General features: G+C 72.3%; 17 protein-coding genes and 2 pseudogenes. 4 read left to right on the forward strand and 15 right to left on the reverse strand.

What is annotated here, in order from left to right; translation table 11 throughout:
- Positions 1-27: 27 nt before the first annotated feature.
- The 5 genes from O7610_RS19290 to O7610_RS19310 all read right to left on the reverse strand — a co-directional run bounded on the left by O7610_RS19290 (position 28) and on the right by O7610_RS19310 (position 4864).
- On the reverse strand, positions 28-753 hold the full coding sequence (locus tag O7610_RS19290; protein ID WP_281552064.1) for a hypothetical protein: 726 nt from the start codon (positions 751-753) through the stop codon (positions 28-30).
- Positions 744-1289, reverse strand: a complete 546-nt coding sequence (locus O7610_RS19295; RefSeq protein WP_281552065.1) for a hypothetical protein — start codon at positions 1287-1289, stop codon at positions 744-746. Before O7610_RS19295 ends, O7610_RS19290 begins: the two co-directional genes overlap by 10 nt.
- A 114-nt stretch (positions 1290-1403) precedes the next feature.
- Positions 1404-3797: a sodium-translocating pyrophosphatase gene (locus O7610_RS19300; protein WP_281552066.1), complete on the reverse strand. Its 2394-nt coding sequence runs from the start codon at positions 3795-3797 to the stop codon at positions 1404-1406.
- A 261-nt stretch (positions 3798-4058) separates the two neighbouring features.
- Positions 4059-4496: an ATP-binding protein gene (locus O7610_RS19305; protein ID WP_278173352.1), complete on the reverse strand. Its 438-nt coding sequence runs from the start codon at positions 4494-4496 to the stop codon at positions 4059-4061.
- Complete coding sequence (locus O7610_RS19310) at positions 4493-4864, reverse strand: STAS domain-containing protein (protein ID WP_278173350.1); 372 nt, start codon at positions 4862-4864, stop codon at positions 4493-4495. Before O7610_RS19310 ends, O7610_RS19305 begins: the two co-directional genes overlap by 4 nt.
- Positions 4865-5098: 234 nt before the next feature.
- On the opposite strand from O7610_RS19310, the gene O7610_RS19315 reads away from it, so the two are divergent.
- Positions 5099-7513, forward strand: a complete 2415-nt coding sequence (locus tag O7610_RS19315) for a DEAD/DEAH box helicase (RefSeq protein WP_502959113.1) — start codon at positions 5099-5101, stop codon at positions 7511-7513.
- Positions 7514-7613: 100 nt separating this feature from the next.
- Entirely contained in the window at positions 7614-7826 is a 213-nt protein-coding gene (locus O7610_RS19320; RefSeq protein ID WP_123604334.1) for a hypothetical protein, read from the forward strand.
- Between the two features lie 108 nt (positions 7827-7934).
- Here O7610_RS19320 and O7610_RS19325 read toward each other — a convergent pair.
- The 8 genes and pseudogenes from O7610_RS19325 to O7610_RS19360 form a co-directional block, all read right to left on the reverse strand.
- Positions 7935-8159, reverse strand: a pseudogene (locus O7610_RS19325) (Rv3654c family TadE-like protein); the annotation flags it as partial.
- A 92-nt stretch (positions 8160-8251) separates the two neighbouring features.
- Positions 8252-8707 (reverse strand): TadE family type IV pilus minor pilin, encoded by a 456-nt coding sequence (locus O7610_RS19330; protein ID WP_289211492.1) that lies wholly within the window; start codon positions 8705-8707, stop codon positions 8252-8254.
- On the reverse strand, positions 8704-8832 hold the full coding sequence (locus O7610_RS19335; protein WP_233606454.1) for a DUF4244 domain-containing protein: 129 nt from the start codon (positions 8830-8832) through the stop codon (positions 8704-8706). The genes O7610_RS19330 and O7610_RS19335 overlap by 4 nt, the downstream gene beginning before the upstream one ends.
- 137 nt (positions 8833-8969) lie before the next feature.
- A complete protein-coding gene (locus O7610_RS19340) occupies positions 8970-9653 on the reverse strand; it encodes a type II secretion system F family protein (protein WP_475048291.1) in 684 nt (227 codons plus the stop codon).
- Positions 9654-9670: 17 nt separating this feature from the next.
- Positions 9671-9991: pseudogene (locus O7610_RS30925) on the reverse strand (type II secretion system F family protein); the annotation flags it as partial.
- Between the two features lie 515 nt (positions 9992-10506).
- The gene (locus tag O7610_RS19350) at positions 10507-11757 is read right to left on the reverse strand and encodes a TadA family conjugal transfer-associated ATPase (RefSeq protein WP_289211495.1); all 1251 of its coding nucleotides are present in this window, start codon (positions 11755-11757) and stop codon (positions 10507-10509) included.
- A gap of 280 nt (positions 11758-12037) precedes the next feature.
- Positions 12038-12220 (reverse strand): hypothetical protein, encoded by a 183-nt coding sequence (locus tag O7610_RS19355; protein ID WP_281552073.1) that lies wholly within the window; start codon positions 12218-12220, stop codon positions 12038-12040.
- A complete protein-coding gene (locus O7610_RS19360; RefSeq protein ID WP_281552074.1) occupies positions 12220-12438 on the reverse strand; it encodes a hypothetical protein in 219 nt (72 codons plus the stop codon). Before O7610_RS19360 ends, O7610_RS19355 begins: the two co-directional genes overlap by 1 nt.
- A 431-nt stretch (positions 12439-12869) precedes the next feature.
- Here O7610_RS19360 and O7610_RS19365 point away from each other — a divergent pair, with 431 nt between their 5' ends.
- Both O7610_RS19365 and O7610_RS19370 read left to right on the forward strand, forming a co-directional pair.
- Complete coding sequence (locus O7610_RS19365; protein ID WP_289211496.1) at positions 12870-13700, forward strand: helix-turn-helix domain-containing protein; 831 nt, start codon at positions 12870-12872, stop codon at positions 13698-13700.
- Between the two features lie 24 nt (positions 13701-13724).
- Positions 13725-13904, forward strand: a complete 180-nt coding sequence (locus O7610_RS19370) for a DUF397 domain-containing protein (protein ID WP_289213645.1) — start codon at positions 13725-13727, stop codon at positions 13902-13904.
- A 67-nt stretch (positions 13905-13971) separates the two neighbouring features.
- On the opposite strand, the gene O7610_RS19375 is transcribed toward O7610_RS19370, so the two are convergent.
- On the reverse strand, positions 13972-14286 hold the full coding sequence (locus tag O7610_RS19375) for a helix-turn-helix domain-containing protein (protein WP_281552076.1): 315 nt from the start codon (positions 14284-14286) through the stop codon (positions 13972-13974).
- 422 nt (positions 14287-14708) lie between these two features.
- A complete protein-coding gene (gene ssd, locus O7610_RS19380) occupies positions 14709-15800 on the reverse strand; it encodes a septum site-determining protein Ssd (protein ID WP_281552077.1) in 1092 nt (363 codons plus the stop codon).
- Positions 15801-15835 lie beyond the last annotated feature (35 nt).

The following is a 15835-nucleotide window of genomic DNA, read 5'->3' on the forward strand; positions in this document are numbered from 1 at the left end:
GTCAGCGATCAGACAGCGATCGTGTCATCACGCCCAGCCGTCCTCGGGGGCGGCGGGGGGCCGGTCGCCGAGCAGCTCGGCCAGTCTCGTCAGCCGGCGTCGGCCCACGATCCGGTACGCCGGACCACCGGACCGGGCATCGAGCAGCACCGCCGGCAGCCCGATCGCGGCGAGCGCGGCACCCACCTGGGGCCAGTTGTCTGAATCCGATTCGGCCAGCCGCAACCGGTAGCCGAGCGGGTCCCTGGCACCGGCCGCCGCCGCCCACAGCCGCAGCCGCTGACCGGCCAGGTGGAAACCGGTCGGCGGCCGCTTGACCAGGCGGTCGTCCTCGCCACGCACCGGCCCCGCCTCCGGTTGGTCGGCGTCCGGTTGGTCGGCCTCCAGTTGGTTGGTGTCCAACTGGTCGGCGTCCGGTCCGTCTGGCATCGGCGGATGCAGCCAGGCCGCGCCGAGCCGGGCCAGCACCGCCGTATACGCCGTCCGCACCGTCAGCCGGCCGTCCGGCAGCTGACGCCAACTCGGCGCCAGCCCGCGCCGACGGAACTCGGCAACCAGCACGTGCACCCGCCAGGCCGGCTCGACGTCCACCGACACCCGTACGGTGCCGCCCATCCGGGTGATCCGCCCCGGACCGGCGAGCAGACCCGCCAGGTCGCCCGGCGTCGGATCCGCCGCCGCCACGCCGAACAGCGACAACTGCCGGGGCGTCAGGGCACCGGCGGAGGAGTCGGTCGGCGGCGTCAGCGACACTCCGGGACCTCGTCGAAGGCCCGGTTGAGCTCCGCGGAATCCAGTGAGCTGGTGTCCAGCGCGCTGCGCTGGTAGTCGTCGGTGAGGGTGGCGAGCACCGCCTCGACCTCGTCGTAGAAGCTGTCCGCCGGTCCGGTTGCGTCCAGCCCGGCGATGCCCTCCTCGGCCTTGCCGTACGCGTCGCGCACCGCGCCGAGCGAGCCTGCGAACCCGCTGGCCACCTGCTCACCCTGGTCCGCGTCGGGCACCCCGGCCTCCACCACCCGGACCCGGGCGGTCTCGGTCGCGGCGGCCGCGCCGGACAGCAGCCGGACCAAATTCTCCTGCGCCTGCGCCGGGGTCGTCTGCGCGGTCATCTGCTGCTGGGTGCTGCTGGTCAGATTGCTGATCTCGGCCCGCCACGGGCGCAGCGCGGTGCACACCTCGGCCGCCCAGACGACCGGGCTGGGTCCTCCACCGCAGCCCGACAGCGTCAACGCCACGGCAGTGAGCAGCACTGCGATCCGGGCAGTGGACACCACGCGGCGCGCTCCCATGCTGTGCAGCGTACGCACCGGTGACGACAGCCGTACGGCCCGCCACCGGTCGGCGGTACGTCGAAGCCGGTGGCTCCACCCGGTCCACAGGGATCGGGCGGAGCCACCGGTCGGTCAGACGCTCACCCGCTCCGATTCGGACCCGGCGCTGCCGCCACCGGCCGGACCACCGTCGACGTCCTCCCCCATCGCCATCGGCTTGCGCTTGGTGAACACCACGGCGGCCACCACGACCAGGGTCGCCAGCACCGCGATGGCGATGCGCAGCGGGTCGTTCTGGTCGGTGCCCACGCCCCACATGATCACCGCGGGGGCGATCAGCAGGGCCACCAGGTTCATCACCTTGAGCAGCGGGTTGATCGCCGGGCCGGCGGTGTCCTTGAACGGGTCGCCGACGGTGTCGCCGATGACCGTGGCGGCGTGCGCCTCGGAACCCTTGCCGCCGTGTGCGCCGTCCTCCACCAGCTTCTTGGCGTTGTCCCAGGCGCCGCCGGAGTTCGCCAGGAAGACCGCCATCAGCACACCGGTGCCGATCGCGCCGGCCAGGTACGCGGCGAGCGCACCGGCGCCGAGGCCGAAGCCGACCGCGATCGGCGCCAGCACCGCCAGCAGACCCGGGGTGAGCAGTTCCCGCTGGGCGTCGCGGGTGCAGATGTCGACCACCTTGCCGTACTCCGGCCGTTGGGTCCGTTCCATGATGCCGGGGTTGTCGCGGAACTGGCGGCGGACCTCCAGCACGACGGCGCCGGCCGAGCGGGACACCGCGTTGATGGCCAGCCCGGAGAAGAGGAAGACCACCGCGGCACCGATGATCAGACCGACCAGGTTGCCCGGGTTCGCGACGTTGAGCGAGTCGGCCAGGTAGCCGGGCACGTCGTCGATCCCGGCGTCGTTCAGCGCGATGCTGACCGTGTCGGTGTAGGAGCCGAACAGCGCCGTCGCGGCGAGCACGGCGGTGGCGATCGCGATGCCCTTGGTGATCGCCTTCGTGGTGTTGCCGACCGCGTCCAGCTCGGTGAGGGTACGGGCACCGGCCTCGTCGATGTCACCGGACATCTCGGCGATGCCCTGCGCGTTGTCGGAGATCGGGCCGAAGGTGTCCATCGCCACGATCACGCCGACCGTGGTGAGCAGGCCGGTGCCGGCCAGCGCCACGGCGAACAGCGACAGGGTGATGGAGCCGCCACCAAGCAGGTACGCCCCGAACACTCCCGCGCCGACCAGCAGCGCCGAGTAGACCGCCGACTCCAGGCCGACGCTGATGCCAGCCAGGATGACAGTCGCCGCGCCGGTCTGCGAGCTCTTGCCGATGTCCTGCACCGGGCGGCGGTGCACCTCGGTGAAGTAGCCGGTGAGCAGCTGGATCGCGGCGGCCAGCACGATGCCGATGAACACCGCGCCGATGGCCAGACCGGCCGGGGACAGCGGCAGGTCGGCGCCCTCGTCGACGCCGAGCTGCGTACGCCAGTCGTCGCCGAGCAGCTCCGTCCAGCTGCTCTGCAGGTAGAAGAAGGCGGCGACGGCGACCAGCACAGCGGCCAGCACAGCCGAGGTGAAGAACGCCCGGTTGATCGCCACCATGCCGTTACGGTCCGACGGACGCAGTCGGGTGATCAGTACGCCGAACAGCGCGATCACCGCACCGATGGTGGAGACGATCAGCGGGAAGACCAGGCCTTCCTCGCCGAACGCGGCCCGGCCCAGAATCAGCGCGGCGACCAGGGTCACCGCGTACGACTCGAACAGGTCGGCGGCCATGCCGGCGCAGTCACCGACGTTGTCGCCCACGTTGTCGGCGATGGTCGCCGGGTTACGGGCGTCGTCCTCCGGGATGCCCTGCTCGACCTTGCCGACCAGGTCGGCACCGACGTCGGCGGCCTTGGTGAAGATGCCGCCGCCGACCCGCATGAACATGGCCAGCAGGGCCGCGCCGAAGCCGAAGCCCTCCAGCACGGTCGGTGCGTCGACCCGGTAGAGGACGACCACCAGGGCCGCGCCGAACAGGCCGAGGCCCACCGTGAGGAAGCCGACCACGCCGCCGGTCCGGAAGGCGATCTTCATCGCGTTCTCCCGGCCACCGGCGCCGGTGCCGGCCGCCGCGGCGACCCGCAGGTTCGCCCGGGTGGCCAGCGCCATCCCGGCGCCGCCGATGAACGCGCTGAACACCGCGCCCACCACGAAGAAGACGGATCGACCGACCTTCACCATCGTCTCGCTGCCCTGTGTCTCGTGCACAGGGAGCAGGAAGAGCAGTATGACGGCGAGTACGACGAACACGCCGAGGGTTTTGAACTGGCGGAACAGGTACGCCGACGCGCCTTCCTGCACGGCGCCGGCGATCTCCTGCATGTTCGTGGTGCCCTTACCGGTCGCCAGTACCGCCCGTACCAGGGCGGCGGCGAAACCCAGCGCCACCAGCGCGATGACCGCGGCGATGACGACGTACGTCAGGTGTGTGCCGGTAAGGGACAGCCCGCCGCCTTCGGCGGCCAAGGTGGTCCCGGACATCAGTGTCCTCCTGTACCGAACGCTCGCCCCGGTCGGTGGACGAACCGGCGGGGCGACTCCACGCGGGGAGCAACGAGGTCTGCTGGCACCCACAGGTTTGTGGGGCCAGGACAGTTGGTGATAACCCGCGTACTCTAGCCGGACCGGGTAAGGCAGGTCACACCGTCCACCCACCGAGTTGTGGATCATTCCTGCAGGCGGAACGGACAGTTGTGACGACGGAGGTTGATCTTCAGCTGGTGGGCCGGGCCGCCGGGGGTCTCACCGGCCGACCGGCCAGACCATCCGCACCTCGGTTCCGACGCCCTCGTCGACCGGCCGCACCTGGAGGTCCTCGACGAAACCGGCCAGCAGGGCGAAACCGACACCGACCGTCAGTGCCTCGTCGGTCAACGACTCGTCGGCCAACTCGTCGGGCGGCAGGGCGCTCAGGCCGAGCCCGGCTTCGATCGGGGCACGGTCGATCACCCGTACGGTGTAGGTCTCCTCATCGGACATCTCCACCTGAACCAGGTCGGCCAGCCCGTACTGGCGGTGCAGGGCGACGGCCCGGGTGCAGGCCTCACCGATCGCCAGCCGGACCTCGTCGAGCAGTTCCTCGGCCACTCCGGCCCGGCGGGCGACAGCGACGCCGACCAGGCGGGCGGTGCGCACGTGCACCGGCGCCGGGGAGAACGAGAGGCGAACGGTGGCCATCACGCCGTCGGCGCTGCGCCAGCTGAGCCATCCGGTTCTCCACCGGTGGCGGCCTGTACGGTCGGGAAGATCGGGAAGACCTGGTCCAGCGCGGTGATCCGGAAGATCTTCAACAGGGACTCCTTGTCGCAGACCAGCCCGAAGGTGCCGCCGGCCGGGCGGAGTCGCTTCAGCGCGCCGACCAGCACGCCGAGCCCGGTGGAGTCGAGAAAGTCGACCCGGTGCAGATCAACGACGATCTTGTGGTTGCCGGCGTCGATCAGCTCGAGCAACCGCTCCCGCAGTCGGGGAGCGGTATAGACGTCCACTTCGCCGCCGACCTCCAGCACCGTGTACTCGCCAACGGTGCGAGTCGACAGCGACAGCTCCATCGGTCCCCTCCTTGGCTGCGATGCACGCCTATGGCATCTAACCACCGCACGGCGCGGTTGCGCCGCGCGACTCCGCACGGTCGATGATCTCCCTGCATCCCACAGACCTACCCCGGGATGCCGACGTCGGCACCCCGGTGCGAGAGTGCAGACGTGACCTCACCCGCCACCGTAACGCCCGGACCGGGTCCGGACCCGGCGGGGTTGCTGCGTCGGTGGGGCGCCGCCGGCGAACTGCCGCGTCAGACCGGCGCCGCGCCGAAGCAGCCGACTGCGGCGGCTCCGTACCCGGTCGCAGGGGCGGACCCGGCTCCGTACCCGGCTGCGGTCACCCACGTCGAGCGGTTGCCGGTGCGGCCCGGTGCCACCGCGCCGTGGCCCGACTGGGTGCCCGCCGAGCTGCGGGACGTGTTGACCGCGCGCGGGGTCCGGCAGCCCTGGCGGCACCAGGCGTACGCGGCCGAACTGGCCCATTCCGGCCGGCATGTCATCGTCGCCACCGGCACCGGCTCGGGCAAGTCGCTGGCGTATCTGCTGCCGGCGTTGGCGAGTCTGCTGGCCGATCCTCGGGCCACTGTGCTGTACCTGGCCCCGACGAAGGCTCTCGCCGCCGACCAGTTGCGCGCCGTCGCCGATCTGGGACTCGACGGGGTACGGCCAGCCTGCTACGACGGCGACACCCCGCAGCCGGAGCGGGCCTGGATCCGACAGCATGCCCGCTTTGTGCTGACAAATCCAGACATGCTGCATCGAGGCATCTTGCCCCGGCACGGAGCCTGGTCGAACTTCCTCCGCCGGCTGACCTACGTCATCGTCGACGAGTGCCACAGCTACCGGGGCGTGTTCGGCTCGCACGTGGCCCACGTACTGCGTCGACTGCGTCGCCAGACCGAGCGGTACCAGCGGGTCCGGCCCGGCGCCGGGTCCGGCGGCCGGCCCACCCTCGGGCCCGGAGCCCGACCCGGCACCGGGTCCGGCACGCCGGTGTTCATCCTGGCCTCGGCGACCTCGGGAGAGCCGGCGCGGGCGGGCAGCCAGCTGACCGGGCTGCCGGTGGAGCCGGTCACCGAGGACAGCGCGCCGCGCGGAGCGGTGACCTTCGCGTTGTGGGAGCCGCCACTGCTGCCCGGTGCCCGCGCCGACACCGACGACCTCACCCCGGTACGGCGGTCGGCGCTGCGCGAAAGCGCCGACCTGCTCGCCGACGCGGTCGCCGCCGGGGTACGCACGCTCGCGTTCGTCCGGTCCCGGCGCGGGGCGGAGGTGGTGGCCAGCAGCGCGCGCCGGGCGCTGGACGAGGTAGCACCCGGGCTCGGCAACCGGGTGGCGGCGTACCGGGCCGGTTTCCTGGCCGAGGAGCGACGGGCGTTGGAGCGCGCGCTCACCGCCGGTGAACTGCTCGGGCTGGCCTCGACGAACGCACTCGAGCTCGGGGTGGACCTGGTCGGTCTGGACGCGGTGCTGATCTGCGGATATCCCGGCACCCGGGCGTCGCTGTGGCAGCAGGCGGGGCGGGCCGGACGCGCCGGACGCGAGGCGCTGGCGGTGCTGATCGCCCGGGACGACCCGCTCGACACCTACCTGGTGCACCACCCGGAGGCGGTCTTCGGCCGGCCGGTGGAGGCGACGGTGCTCGACCCGACCAACCCGTACGTGCTCGGGCCGCAGCTGTGCTGCGCTGCCGCAGAGGGTGCGCTGACCTCGGCCGACGTCGAACTGTTCGGTGGCGTGTCGGTCAAGCAGACGCTGGACGACCTGGTCGCCGCCGGGCTGCTGCGGCGACGCCCCACCGGCTGGTACTGGACCGCTGCCGGCCGGCCCGAGGTCGACCTGCGTGGCGAGGGCGGCACCCCGGTCGACGTCGTGGAGACGTCGACCGGTCGACTGCTCGGCACAGTCGATCCCGGCTCGTCGCACTTCCTCATCCATCCGGGCGCGGTCTACCTGCACCAGGGCGTGTCGTACGTGGTCGACGACCTCGATCTGGACGGGGCGTGCGCGCTGGTGCACGCCGAGGAGCCGGACTGGTCCACCCACGCCCGGGAGGTCACCTCGCTGTCGGTGGCGGCGGTACGCGAGTACCGCGACGCCGGCCCGGTCGGACTGTTCGTCGGCGACGTCGACGTGACCAGCCAGGTCGTCTCCTACCAGCGGCGCCGGATCGGGTCGGGTGAGGTGCTGGACACCCGGCCACTGGACCTGCCGGCCCGACAGTTGCGCACCGTCGCCGTGTGGTTCACCGTTTCGCCGGCCGCGCTCGCCGCCGCCGGGGTCGAGCCGGCGGACGTGTCCGGCGCGCTGCACGCCGCCGAGCACGCGGCGATCGGCCTGCTGCCGTTGATCGCGACCTGCGACCGGTGGGACATCGGCGGACTCTCCACCGCCGCGCACGCCGACACCGAGGCGCCGACCGTGTTCGTCTACGACGGCCACCCCGGGGGAGCCGGGTTCGCCGAACGTGCCTACCAGGCGGCCCGGACCTGGCTGGGAGCCACCCGCGACCTGATCGCCGCGTGTGGCTGCGAGACCGGCTGCCCGTCCTGCGTGCAGTCGCCGAAGTGCGGCAACGGCAACAACCCGCTGGGCAAGGCCGACGCGGTCCGGGTGCTCGACGTGGTGCTGGCCAGCCTGCCGGAAAGTGCTGACTGATCCGGCACCGGACCATGTGCGATCTACTGGCATAAATTTCTCCTGATCTGGATAGATTAGACGTGGGAGCGCTTCCAGAACGCCACCGGAGGAGAACGCCGTGGCCGACACCGTGGCCGACACCGTCGAACTGCTCTACTCGATCGACCCGCAGAACCTCACCGTCGACCAGCAGATCGCCCTGGCCCAGGCGTACGCGGCCCTGGCCCAGGCGGAACGCCTCGAACTGATTCAGCAGCGGCTCTACAACATCCACCAGGTGATATCCCGCTGGGCCATGCACGCCACCACCGCCGACGGCCCGACCCGCTGACCAGGGGTCGGCCCGCGCGTCGGCGCCCTCCCACGGGTCGGCCCGCAGCGGACCGGCCCGGGCGGTCGCACTCACCGGCCGACCGACGCCGGTGGCCGGAAGTGGCATCACCTCGACGGTGACCACGACCTCCATCCCGTGGACCGTGCACGCACGCAACCGCCCGCCGTTGCGTTCGGCCACATCGGCCGCCCGCTCGCAGACCACGCCCTGGCCGGCGAACACCCGGGCGACACCGGCGAGGGCGGCCAGGTCGGCGGCCACCGAGGCCTGCTGCCGGGCGAGCCGGACCGCACCGATCAGCGCACCGGCCATCCCGGCGGCGACCAGCATCAGCCCGACAGCGAGCAGCCACAGGCTGGCGCTGCCGCGCTGCCCGGCGTCGGCCCCGGGCCCGCGCAACCGGCGGCGGCATCGTCGGCCGGTCACCGGTGACGCTCCGGCGGCGATCCCGCGCCGTCACCGCCATCGACGGCACCGCCGGTAACGGAACCGCTGCTGCCGGCGTTTCCAGTCGCGCCGGCAGCGGTCCCGGTGACGCCGGGCTCGACCGCGGCGGTCACGGACGCGGTGACCGACGCCGGCCCGAGCCGGGCGCCCAACGCCCGCAGCGGTGCCCGGACCGTGACGGTGGCCAGGTCACCGTCGACGACCACGGAGACCTCCGCTCCCGGCGGCCCGGCCAGGGCAGCCGCGTCACGGTCGCCCCGGGCGGTGGCCAGCGCGACCGACCGTGCCATGTCGAGACACTCGGACTTGGTGACCACGGCGCTGACGGCGGACAGCCCGACCGCCAGCAGCAGGACCAGCGCCGGCAGACCGGCGGCCAACTCGGCGGTGAACGAGCCCCGGTCACCGCCGGCCTGCCGGCGCGGCCTCACCCGAGCGCCCGATCGATGACCGAGGCGAGGGCGGCCTGCACACCCTCGCTGGTCAACACCTTGAGCAGGATCCCGGCGAAGGCGACGGCTGCCAGCGTGCCGACGGCGTACTCGGCGGTGTTCATCCCCGCGTCGTCGCGCAACCGGCCGACCAGGTGGCCGCGCCACCGGCCGACCGCCCGCCGTCCGGACACCGTCGTCGCTGTCGTCGGCACCGCCGCGTCGGGCGGAACCTTCGTCGACCGCATGATGACTCCTTTCCTCAGAGGACGTCGCCGAGGACGGCGACGATCACCGGCACCAGACCGGCGAGAATGAAGGCGGGCAGGAAACACAGCCCGAGGGGAAGCACGATCAGCACCCCGGCGCGCCGGGCCGCCGCCTCGGCCGCTGCCGAACGACCGGCCCGCAGATCGTCGGCGAGCCTGGTCGCGGCACCGGCGAGGGCTGCGCCGCTGGCCGCAGAGCGGATCGCGGCGGCGGCCAGGCGCTCGCCGCCCGGCACCGCGTCGAGATGCCGCCACGCCTCGGCCGGCTCGGCACCGAGCCGCAGCGCCCGAGCCACCCGGCTCAGCCGGGAACCGAGCGGCCCGGCCAGCGCGTCGGCCACCGCGACCATCGCCTGATCCACCGGCGCTCCGGCGCGCAGCGCCGCCGCCAGCAGATCGGCGGCCAGCGGCAGGTCGGCTGCCGCGCGCAGCCGTCGACGGCGTACCGACGGTGGCTCGATCCGGCGCAGTGACCGGTCGACACCGACAGCAGTCGCGACGGCCAGCGGCACGGAGAGCCAGCTGCCGCCGATCACCAGCACCGCCACACCGGAAAGCGCCGCGACCGGCCGGACGAGCCGCGACAGGTCGGACTCCGCTGGCGGATCGCCGCCGAGCCGGGCGAGCCGGCGGCGGGCGGCGAGTGCCGTGACCGGGCGGACCGCCGGCGGCAGCATCACGCGGGTGCCGGCCATCAGCTGGTCGCCTCCGGTGCCCGGTTCAGCCGCTCGGTCCAGACCAGCCCGGCGACCTGCAGGGCCACGGCGGCGAGCGCGCAGGCCGCGCCGATCGGAGTCCGCAACAGCACCGCCACCGGGTCCACCCCGATGCTGTAGCCGAGAGCCAGACCGCCGGCGGGCAGCCCGGCCAGCAGCCAGGCCGTCATCTGCGCACCGGCGGCCTGCGCGGCGGCCGCCTCCCGCGACCGGTCGAACGCTCGGGCGTCGGCTTCGATGCGTTCGATCAGGTCGGCCAACGGCGCACCGGTGCGCTCCGCAAGCCGTACGGCGGCGGTCGACAAGCCGGCGAGCCGGGTGGCGGCGGTGCCCGCCGTCGGGCCCGGCAACGTCGTCGGCTGCGGCAGCGTCATCGGCCCTGCCGGCAGACCGGCCCGCAGGTCGGCGGCGTGCGCGGCCAGCGCGTCCAACTGCCGTACCCGCCGGTCCCGCCGAGCCTGCGCGGCGGCCCGGTTCGCCGCCGTACGCAGGCCGAGCCCCAGGTACGCGGCGGTGATCGCCGCCGCCACCGGCCCGCCCAGCCAACCGGCGGCGAGCCCGCCGGTGCCGGCGACGGCCACCAGCGCACGGCGCGGATGCCGGCGCGCGGCGTTGCCGAGCCACCGTGCCCGGGACCACAGCGCCCGGGACGACAGCCGGACGCTGAACGGAACGGTGGCTGGTGGTGGCGAGTCCGGATCGCCATACACGCGCACCGGGGTCGGTCCGGTCACCGCCAGCAGCCGACGGCGGCGACCCCACGGGCGGCGCAGCCGACGCGGCCAACGCCGGTGCGACGTACCGGGTCGCCGGCTCACCGTCGCCCCCGGCTGTCGAGCACCGCCGGCACCGGTACGCCGCGTTCGATGAGCAACCTGGCCAGGGCCGGGCCGGCCGGCTGCGGGCCGGCCCCGCGCCGCCAAGCGGGGGTGACCGTGATCAGCCGCTCCGGCCCGTGCGGGGTGAGCAGACAGATCGCGTCGACGAATCGCCGCCCGGCGAACCGGCGCAGCTGGACGACCACCTGGATGGCGGCGGCGATCTGCGCGTGCAACGCGGCGCGGGGCAGCCCACCGAGCAGCCCCAACGCCTCCAGCCGGGCCGGCACGTCGCTGGCCGCGTTCGCGTGCAGGGTGCCCGCGCCGCCGTCGTGGCCGGTGTTGAGCGCGGCCAGCAGGTCGACGACCTCAGCGCCCCGGCATTCGCCGACGACCAGCCGGTCCGGCCGCATCCGCAACGCCTGCCGGACCAACGCACCGAGCCCGACCGACCCGACCCCCTCGACGTTGGCTGTCCGTGCCTGCAACGTCACCACATGCGGATGCTCCGGCCGCAACTCGGCCGCGTCCTCCACCATCACGATCCGCTCGTCGGCCGGCACCAGCCCGAGCAACGTGTTCAACAAGGTCGTCTTGCCCGACCCCGTGCCGCCCGTGATCAGGTACGCCAGCCGCCCCGCCACCACCGCCCGCAGCAGCTCCGCCACTGGGCCGTCGACCATGCCGTTGCCCACCAGCTCGGCCAACTGGAACGGACGCTGCCGGAACGTCCGCAACGACAGGTACGGCCCCGTCGCCGCCACCGGCGGCAACACCGCGTGCAACCGGGTACCGTCCGGCAACCGGGCATCGACGTACGGGCATCCGTCATCGAGCCGACGCCCGCAGGCCGCCGCCAGCCGCTGCGCCAACCGACGCACCTCGTCCACGGAACCGACGCCCACGGCCGCCCGCTCCAACCCGGCACCCCGGTCCACCCACACCTGGGTGCCGTTCACCAAAACGTCGGTCACCCGAGCGTCGGCCAGCAACGGCGACAGCGGCCCCGCCCCGGCCAACTCACCGTGTACCCGGTCGGCCAGCCGCAACAACCCGGCGTCACCTCGCAACGCCGCCCCCGGCTCGGCCCGCACCGCACCGACCACCGAGGCCGGCGTCACCGACGTGCCGTCCGCGATGAACCGCTCCCGCACCCGGGCCGCCACCACCGCCTCGTCGACACCCGCACCACCGGGCCACCCGGCCGGCGCGACGGAACCGCCCGTACGGGCCGACCCGGCCGTCATGACGCCACCACCGCACGATCGACCAGGCCCGCGACGTCACGCCGAGGTCTTGCCTCGGCGGTGACGAGCGGCGGGCAGGTGCGGGGAATCGCGACGGGGTACAGCGGCGGCATCTGAGCCCTCCTACGGCTCGGGGAGCGATGCCGAAACTGTGGACGCTGACGCGGCGTTCGCGCCTGGACGATCAGGCAGGCTGTGGACAACCGACCTGCCTGTGGATAACTTCTCCCGGCCGGAGGTGATCTGCTACGGCGGCCGCGTAGGCAATGAACCGGCAGGGTCAGATCGAGCGGCGTGGCCAGCGCTTGCGGGGGCGCGGCTCCTCCTCACGGTGCTGGCGCTTGTGCTCGTGCACCCGGTCCTCCCACGCCTGCTGGTCGTCGTCGGCGGGATCAAACGGGTACCAGCGGTGCGAACCGTCCTCGAAGTGCATGTCCTCGTCACCGGGCCGGATGACCGACATCAGCGCCACCACCCCATGAATCGCCAGTACAGGTAGCCGCTGCGGTTGTCGGCCAGGTCGATCATCGCGTCGAGCAGGCACGTCGCCATGTAGACCGACAGCGACACCGTCGCCCCCGCGTACTCCGCGAGCAGTTCCTGACGGCGGGTGTGACAGGGCCACGGATCCGCGCATCCCGCGCAGGTCCACGCCGGCTGGATCGGGGTGTGGAAGCTCACGCGCCCTCCTCTGGCCAGTGACCCCGGTTGATCGGTATCCGGTGCCGAGCCCGGCAGGGCAGCGCCGCCCCGCACCGGCAGACCTGCTGCCACTTGCGCCAGGACCACACCGGCCGGTGTCGCCTGGCCAGCGTCCTTGCGACTGCGACGACGTACGCCTCGTAGCTGACCACAGGCTGCCTCCTCGCTACAGAACGAGAGCATCGGTGCCGCGTCGAGCGCACCGCGTTGTTCGCCGTACCGGTGATGCGGTCGGCGTCCACATGTGCCCTATCACCATGGCAGGGGTCAGTGAAATCCGCAGTATGCGGATCGCATCAGAGAGTTGATCAATCTGTGCTGGGCATGGGCTTGATCGGCAATCGGGTGGAGTGCAGGATGCGTCTGTGGCATCACGACAAAGCCCGACAGTCAAACGACGACGGCTGGCTATGACGCTCCGACGTCTGCGGGAGCAGGCAGGTCTCTCGTCGACCGAGGCTGCCCGGCAGGTCGATCATGACGGGAGTTGGCTGTCCCGCATCGAAACCGCCGAGGTCCGGCCGCATCCGAACGACGTGCGGGCGCTTCTTGGGCTCTACGGCGTCGCCGGTGAGCAGGCTGAGGCTGTTATCGCTGTCGCCCGACAAGCCCGGCAGCGCGGCTGGTGGCAGCGCTACAGCGAGGTGCTACCTGAGTGGTTCGTGACCTACGTCGGCATGGAGTCCGAAGCGTCGGTCATCCGGTCCTACCAGTGCCAGATGGTTCCAGGCATTCTGCAGACCGAGGAGTACGCACGGGCGGCGTTCCGGGGCGCGCCGATCCCGATGCGCGACAGTGAGCTCGAACAACAGGTCGCGCTGCGGATGGACCGGCAGTCCATCCTGGGCACAGACGACCAGCCGATTCTGCGGATGATCCTCGACGAGGCAGCGGTACGGCGGATGGTCGGCGGGCCGCGTGTGCTTCGGGCGCAGCTCGACCGCTTGATCACGGAGTGTGACCGGACCCGAGTGCAGATTCAGATCCTGCCGTTCGGGGCCGGCGCTGGTTTCGACGGCAGCTTCGTCATCCTTGACTTCCCGCCGATACCCGAGCCCTTTCCTGAATCGGCCGAGGATCGGCTGGTCTACGTCGGCACCCTCACCGGCGCGCTCTACCTGGAGCAACCGGCCGAGGTTGCCGCTTACTTGGCCGCGTTTGAGCAGCTCGCCGCCGAGGCTCTGCCGCCAACGGCCTCCCGCGATACCTTGGTTAGGATCGCCAGCGATCTGGCGACCTAGCAGAAGGAGCATGACGTGGACTCGGTGTGGCGCAAGAGCACCCGGTCTGGTTCCTCCGGTGACTGTGTAGAAGCTCGGCGCAGCGACCGTGCCGCCCAGGTCCGCGACAGCAAGGACCAGGCCGGACCGGTGCTGTCGTTCACCGCCGATACCTGGACCGGCTTCGTCCAGGGGATCAAGCTCGGCCAGTTCGACCACCGCTGACCCCGATTGGCGTCTGCCCTGATCCCACAACCAGGACCAGGGCAGACGCTGGCGTCAGGACGGCTGTTTAGGCTGCGATGAACTCGACAGCACCGCCGCTGACCTTGATATTGAAATCCATGCCTGTGCCCTTCGACAGCTTGACCAGGGTCGCGATCGACGGAGGCTGATCGCCCGACTCAAGGCGCGCGATCACCGACTGAGTCATCCCGACCTCGCGGGCAAGACCCGCCTGGGTGAGGCCATGTTCCTGGCGGTAGCGCAAGATTCGCAGCGCGACGTCGTTGGCGAACGCGGTGCGGTCCCACTCCGAGCAAAACTCTGGGTCGTGGCGCTGCTCGTCGTGGACTTGGGCCGAGGTCTTCAGATCGGACAGGTTCATCACTCGTCGCCCTTCACTTCGTCGATGCGCTTCTCTGCTGTGGCGATTGCCTTCCGGAAGGCTCGTGGGTTGACGCTGGCCTCGGGGGCGATGGCTCCGAGGACGTAGGCGTTGCCGACCTGGCGATAAAGGGCTCGCCAGCGACTACGGCCGGCTCGTGGGCGTAGCTCCCGGAGGCTGGTAGCTGTCTTGATGTCGCTCGAGTGCGGGTACCCCAGGTTTGGCCCGGATTGCTACCAATTTGTCTACTGCATGGCCGATCGCTACCCGCTCGACAGCGGGCAACTCGCGCAACTCAGCTTCCGCCCCGGGGTGGTAGTAGACCGGCCACGATACTTGAGAAGTATAGCAGAATTGCGATAATGACGGGTGCCTGGAGGCCGAACGTCGGTCACCCGCGCCGGAACCAACCAAACCCGCCGTCACGACGCTGCCGCCGCGCGATCGACCAGGCCGGCGACGACCCGCTGACACAACTCGGCCAACGGACCCCGGCCCGAGGAACCCGGAGCGTCACCGCGCTCCAGCCCTCGGCTGACTCGTGGCTCAGGTTGCAGCACCCCGGTCACCGGCAGCCCCAGGGTCCGCCCGATCTCCCGGGCCCGCAGCCGGCCCGGGGCCGGCCCGCGCACGACCAGCGACAGGTCGGTGCAGTGCGGTTGGATGTCGGTGATCACCCGGGCGGTCGCCGCCGTGGCCCGCAACTCGGCCGGGACCAGCACCAGCACCCGGTCGGTGGCGTGCATCGCGGCGATCGCTGCTTCGTCGGGCCGGCGGGGCAGGTCGACGACGACCACGTCCCGCTCCCGCCGGGCCGCGTCGAGGGCGGCGGTCATCGTGGCGGCGGGCAGCGGTAGCGGTTCGCCCCGGTCCCAGGAGAGCAGCCCGAGGTCGCCCCGGCAGGGCAGCGCGCCGGCCAGCGCCGACGGGTCGATCCGGCCGTCGCTGTCGGCGAGCGCCGGCCAGCGTAGGCCGTCGATCTGCTCCCAGCCGAGGACCAGATCGAGGCCGCCGCCGAGCGGGTCGGCGTCGACCAGCAGGCTGCGCAGCCCGAGCCGGGCGGCGGTGACCGACAGGGCACCGGCCAGCACGCTGGCGCCGGCCCCGCCCCGGCCGCCGATCACCCCGATGACAGCTGCGGCCGGCTTGTCGGTGCCGCCGTTGTCGGTGAGGCGGTCGACCAGCCACGGCTCCGCCGCCGGCAGGATCGCGACATGCTCGGCACCGAGCAGCTCGGCGACCTGCCAGGGCTGGTCCTGGTCGGCCCGGCCGACCAGGACCAGCCGGGGTCGGCGGGGCATCCTGGCCCGCAGGTAGGCGTCCGCCTGGTCGGCACCGACCAGGACGAACGGGGCGGCGGCCTGCCGGGACCGGGCGGCGACCGGGTCGGCAGCCAGGTCGACGTCGGTGCCGGCGAGCGCCGCGAGGCGCAGCAGGTCGTCGAGCAGTCGTTCGTCGGCGGTGACGACCAGTGGCAGCCGGCGGGGTGCGGCGATACTGGTGCGCGGCGGCATCCGGACCTCCTGCGGTCGGTGAGGGGATGCCGCAA

The sequence above is a fragment of the Solwaraspora sp. WMMA2065 genome, assembly GCF_030345075.1.
In the GTDB taxonomy this organism is placed as follows: domain Bacteria; phylum Actinomycetota; class Actinomycetes; order Mycobacteriales; family Micromonosporaceae; genus Micromonospora_E.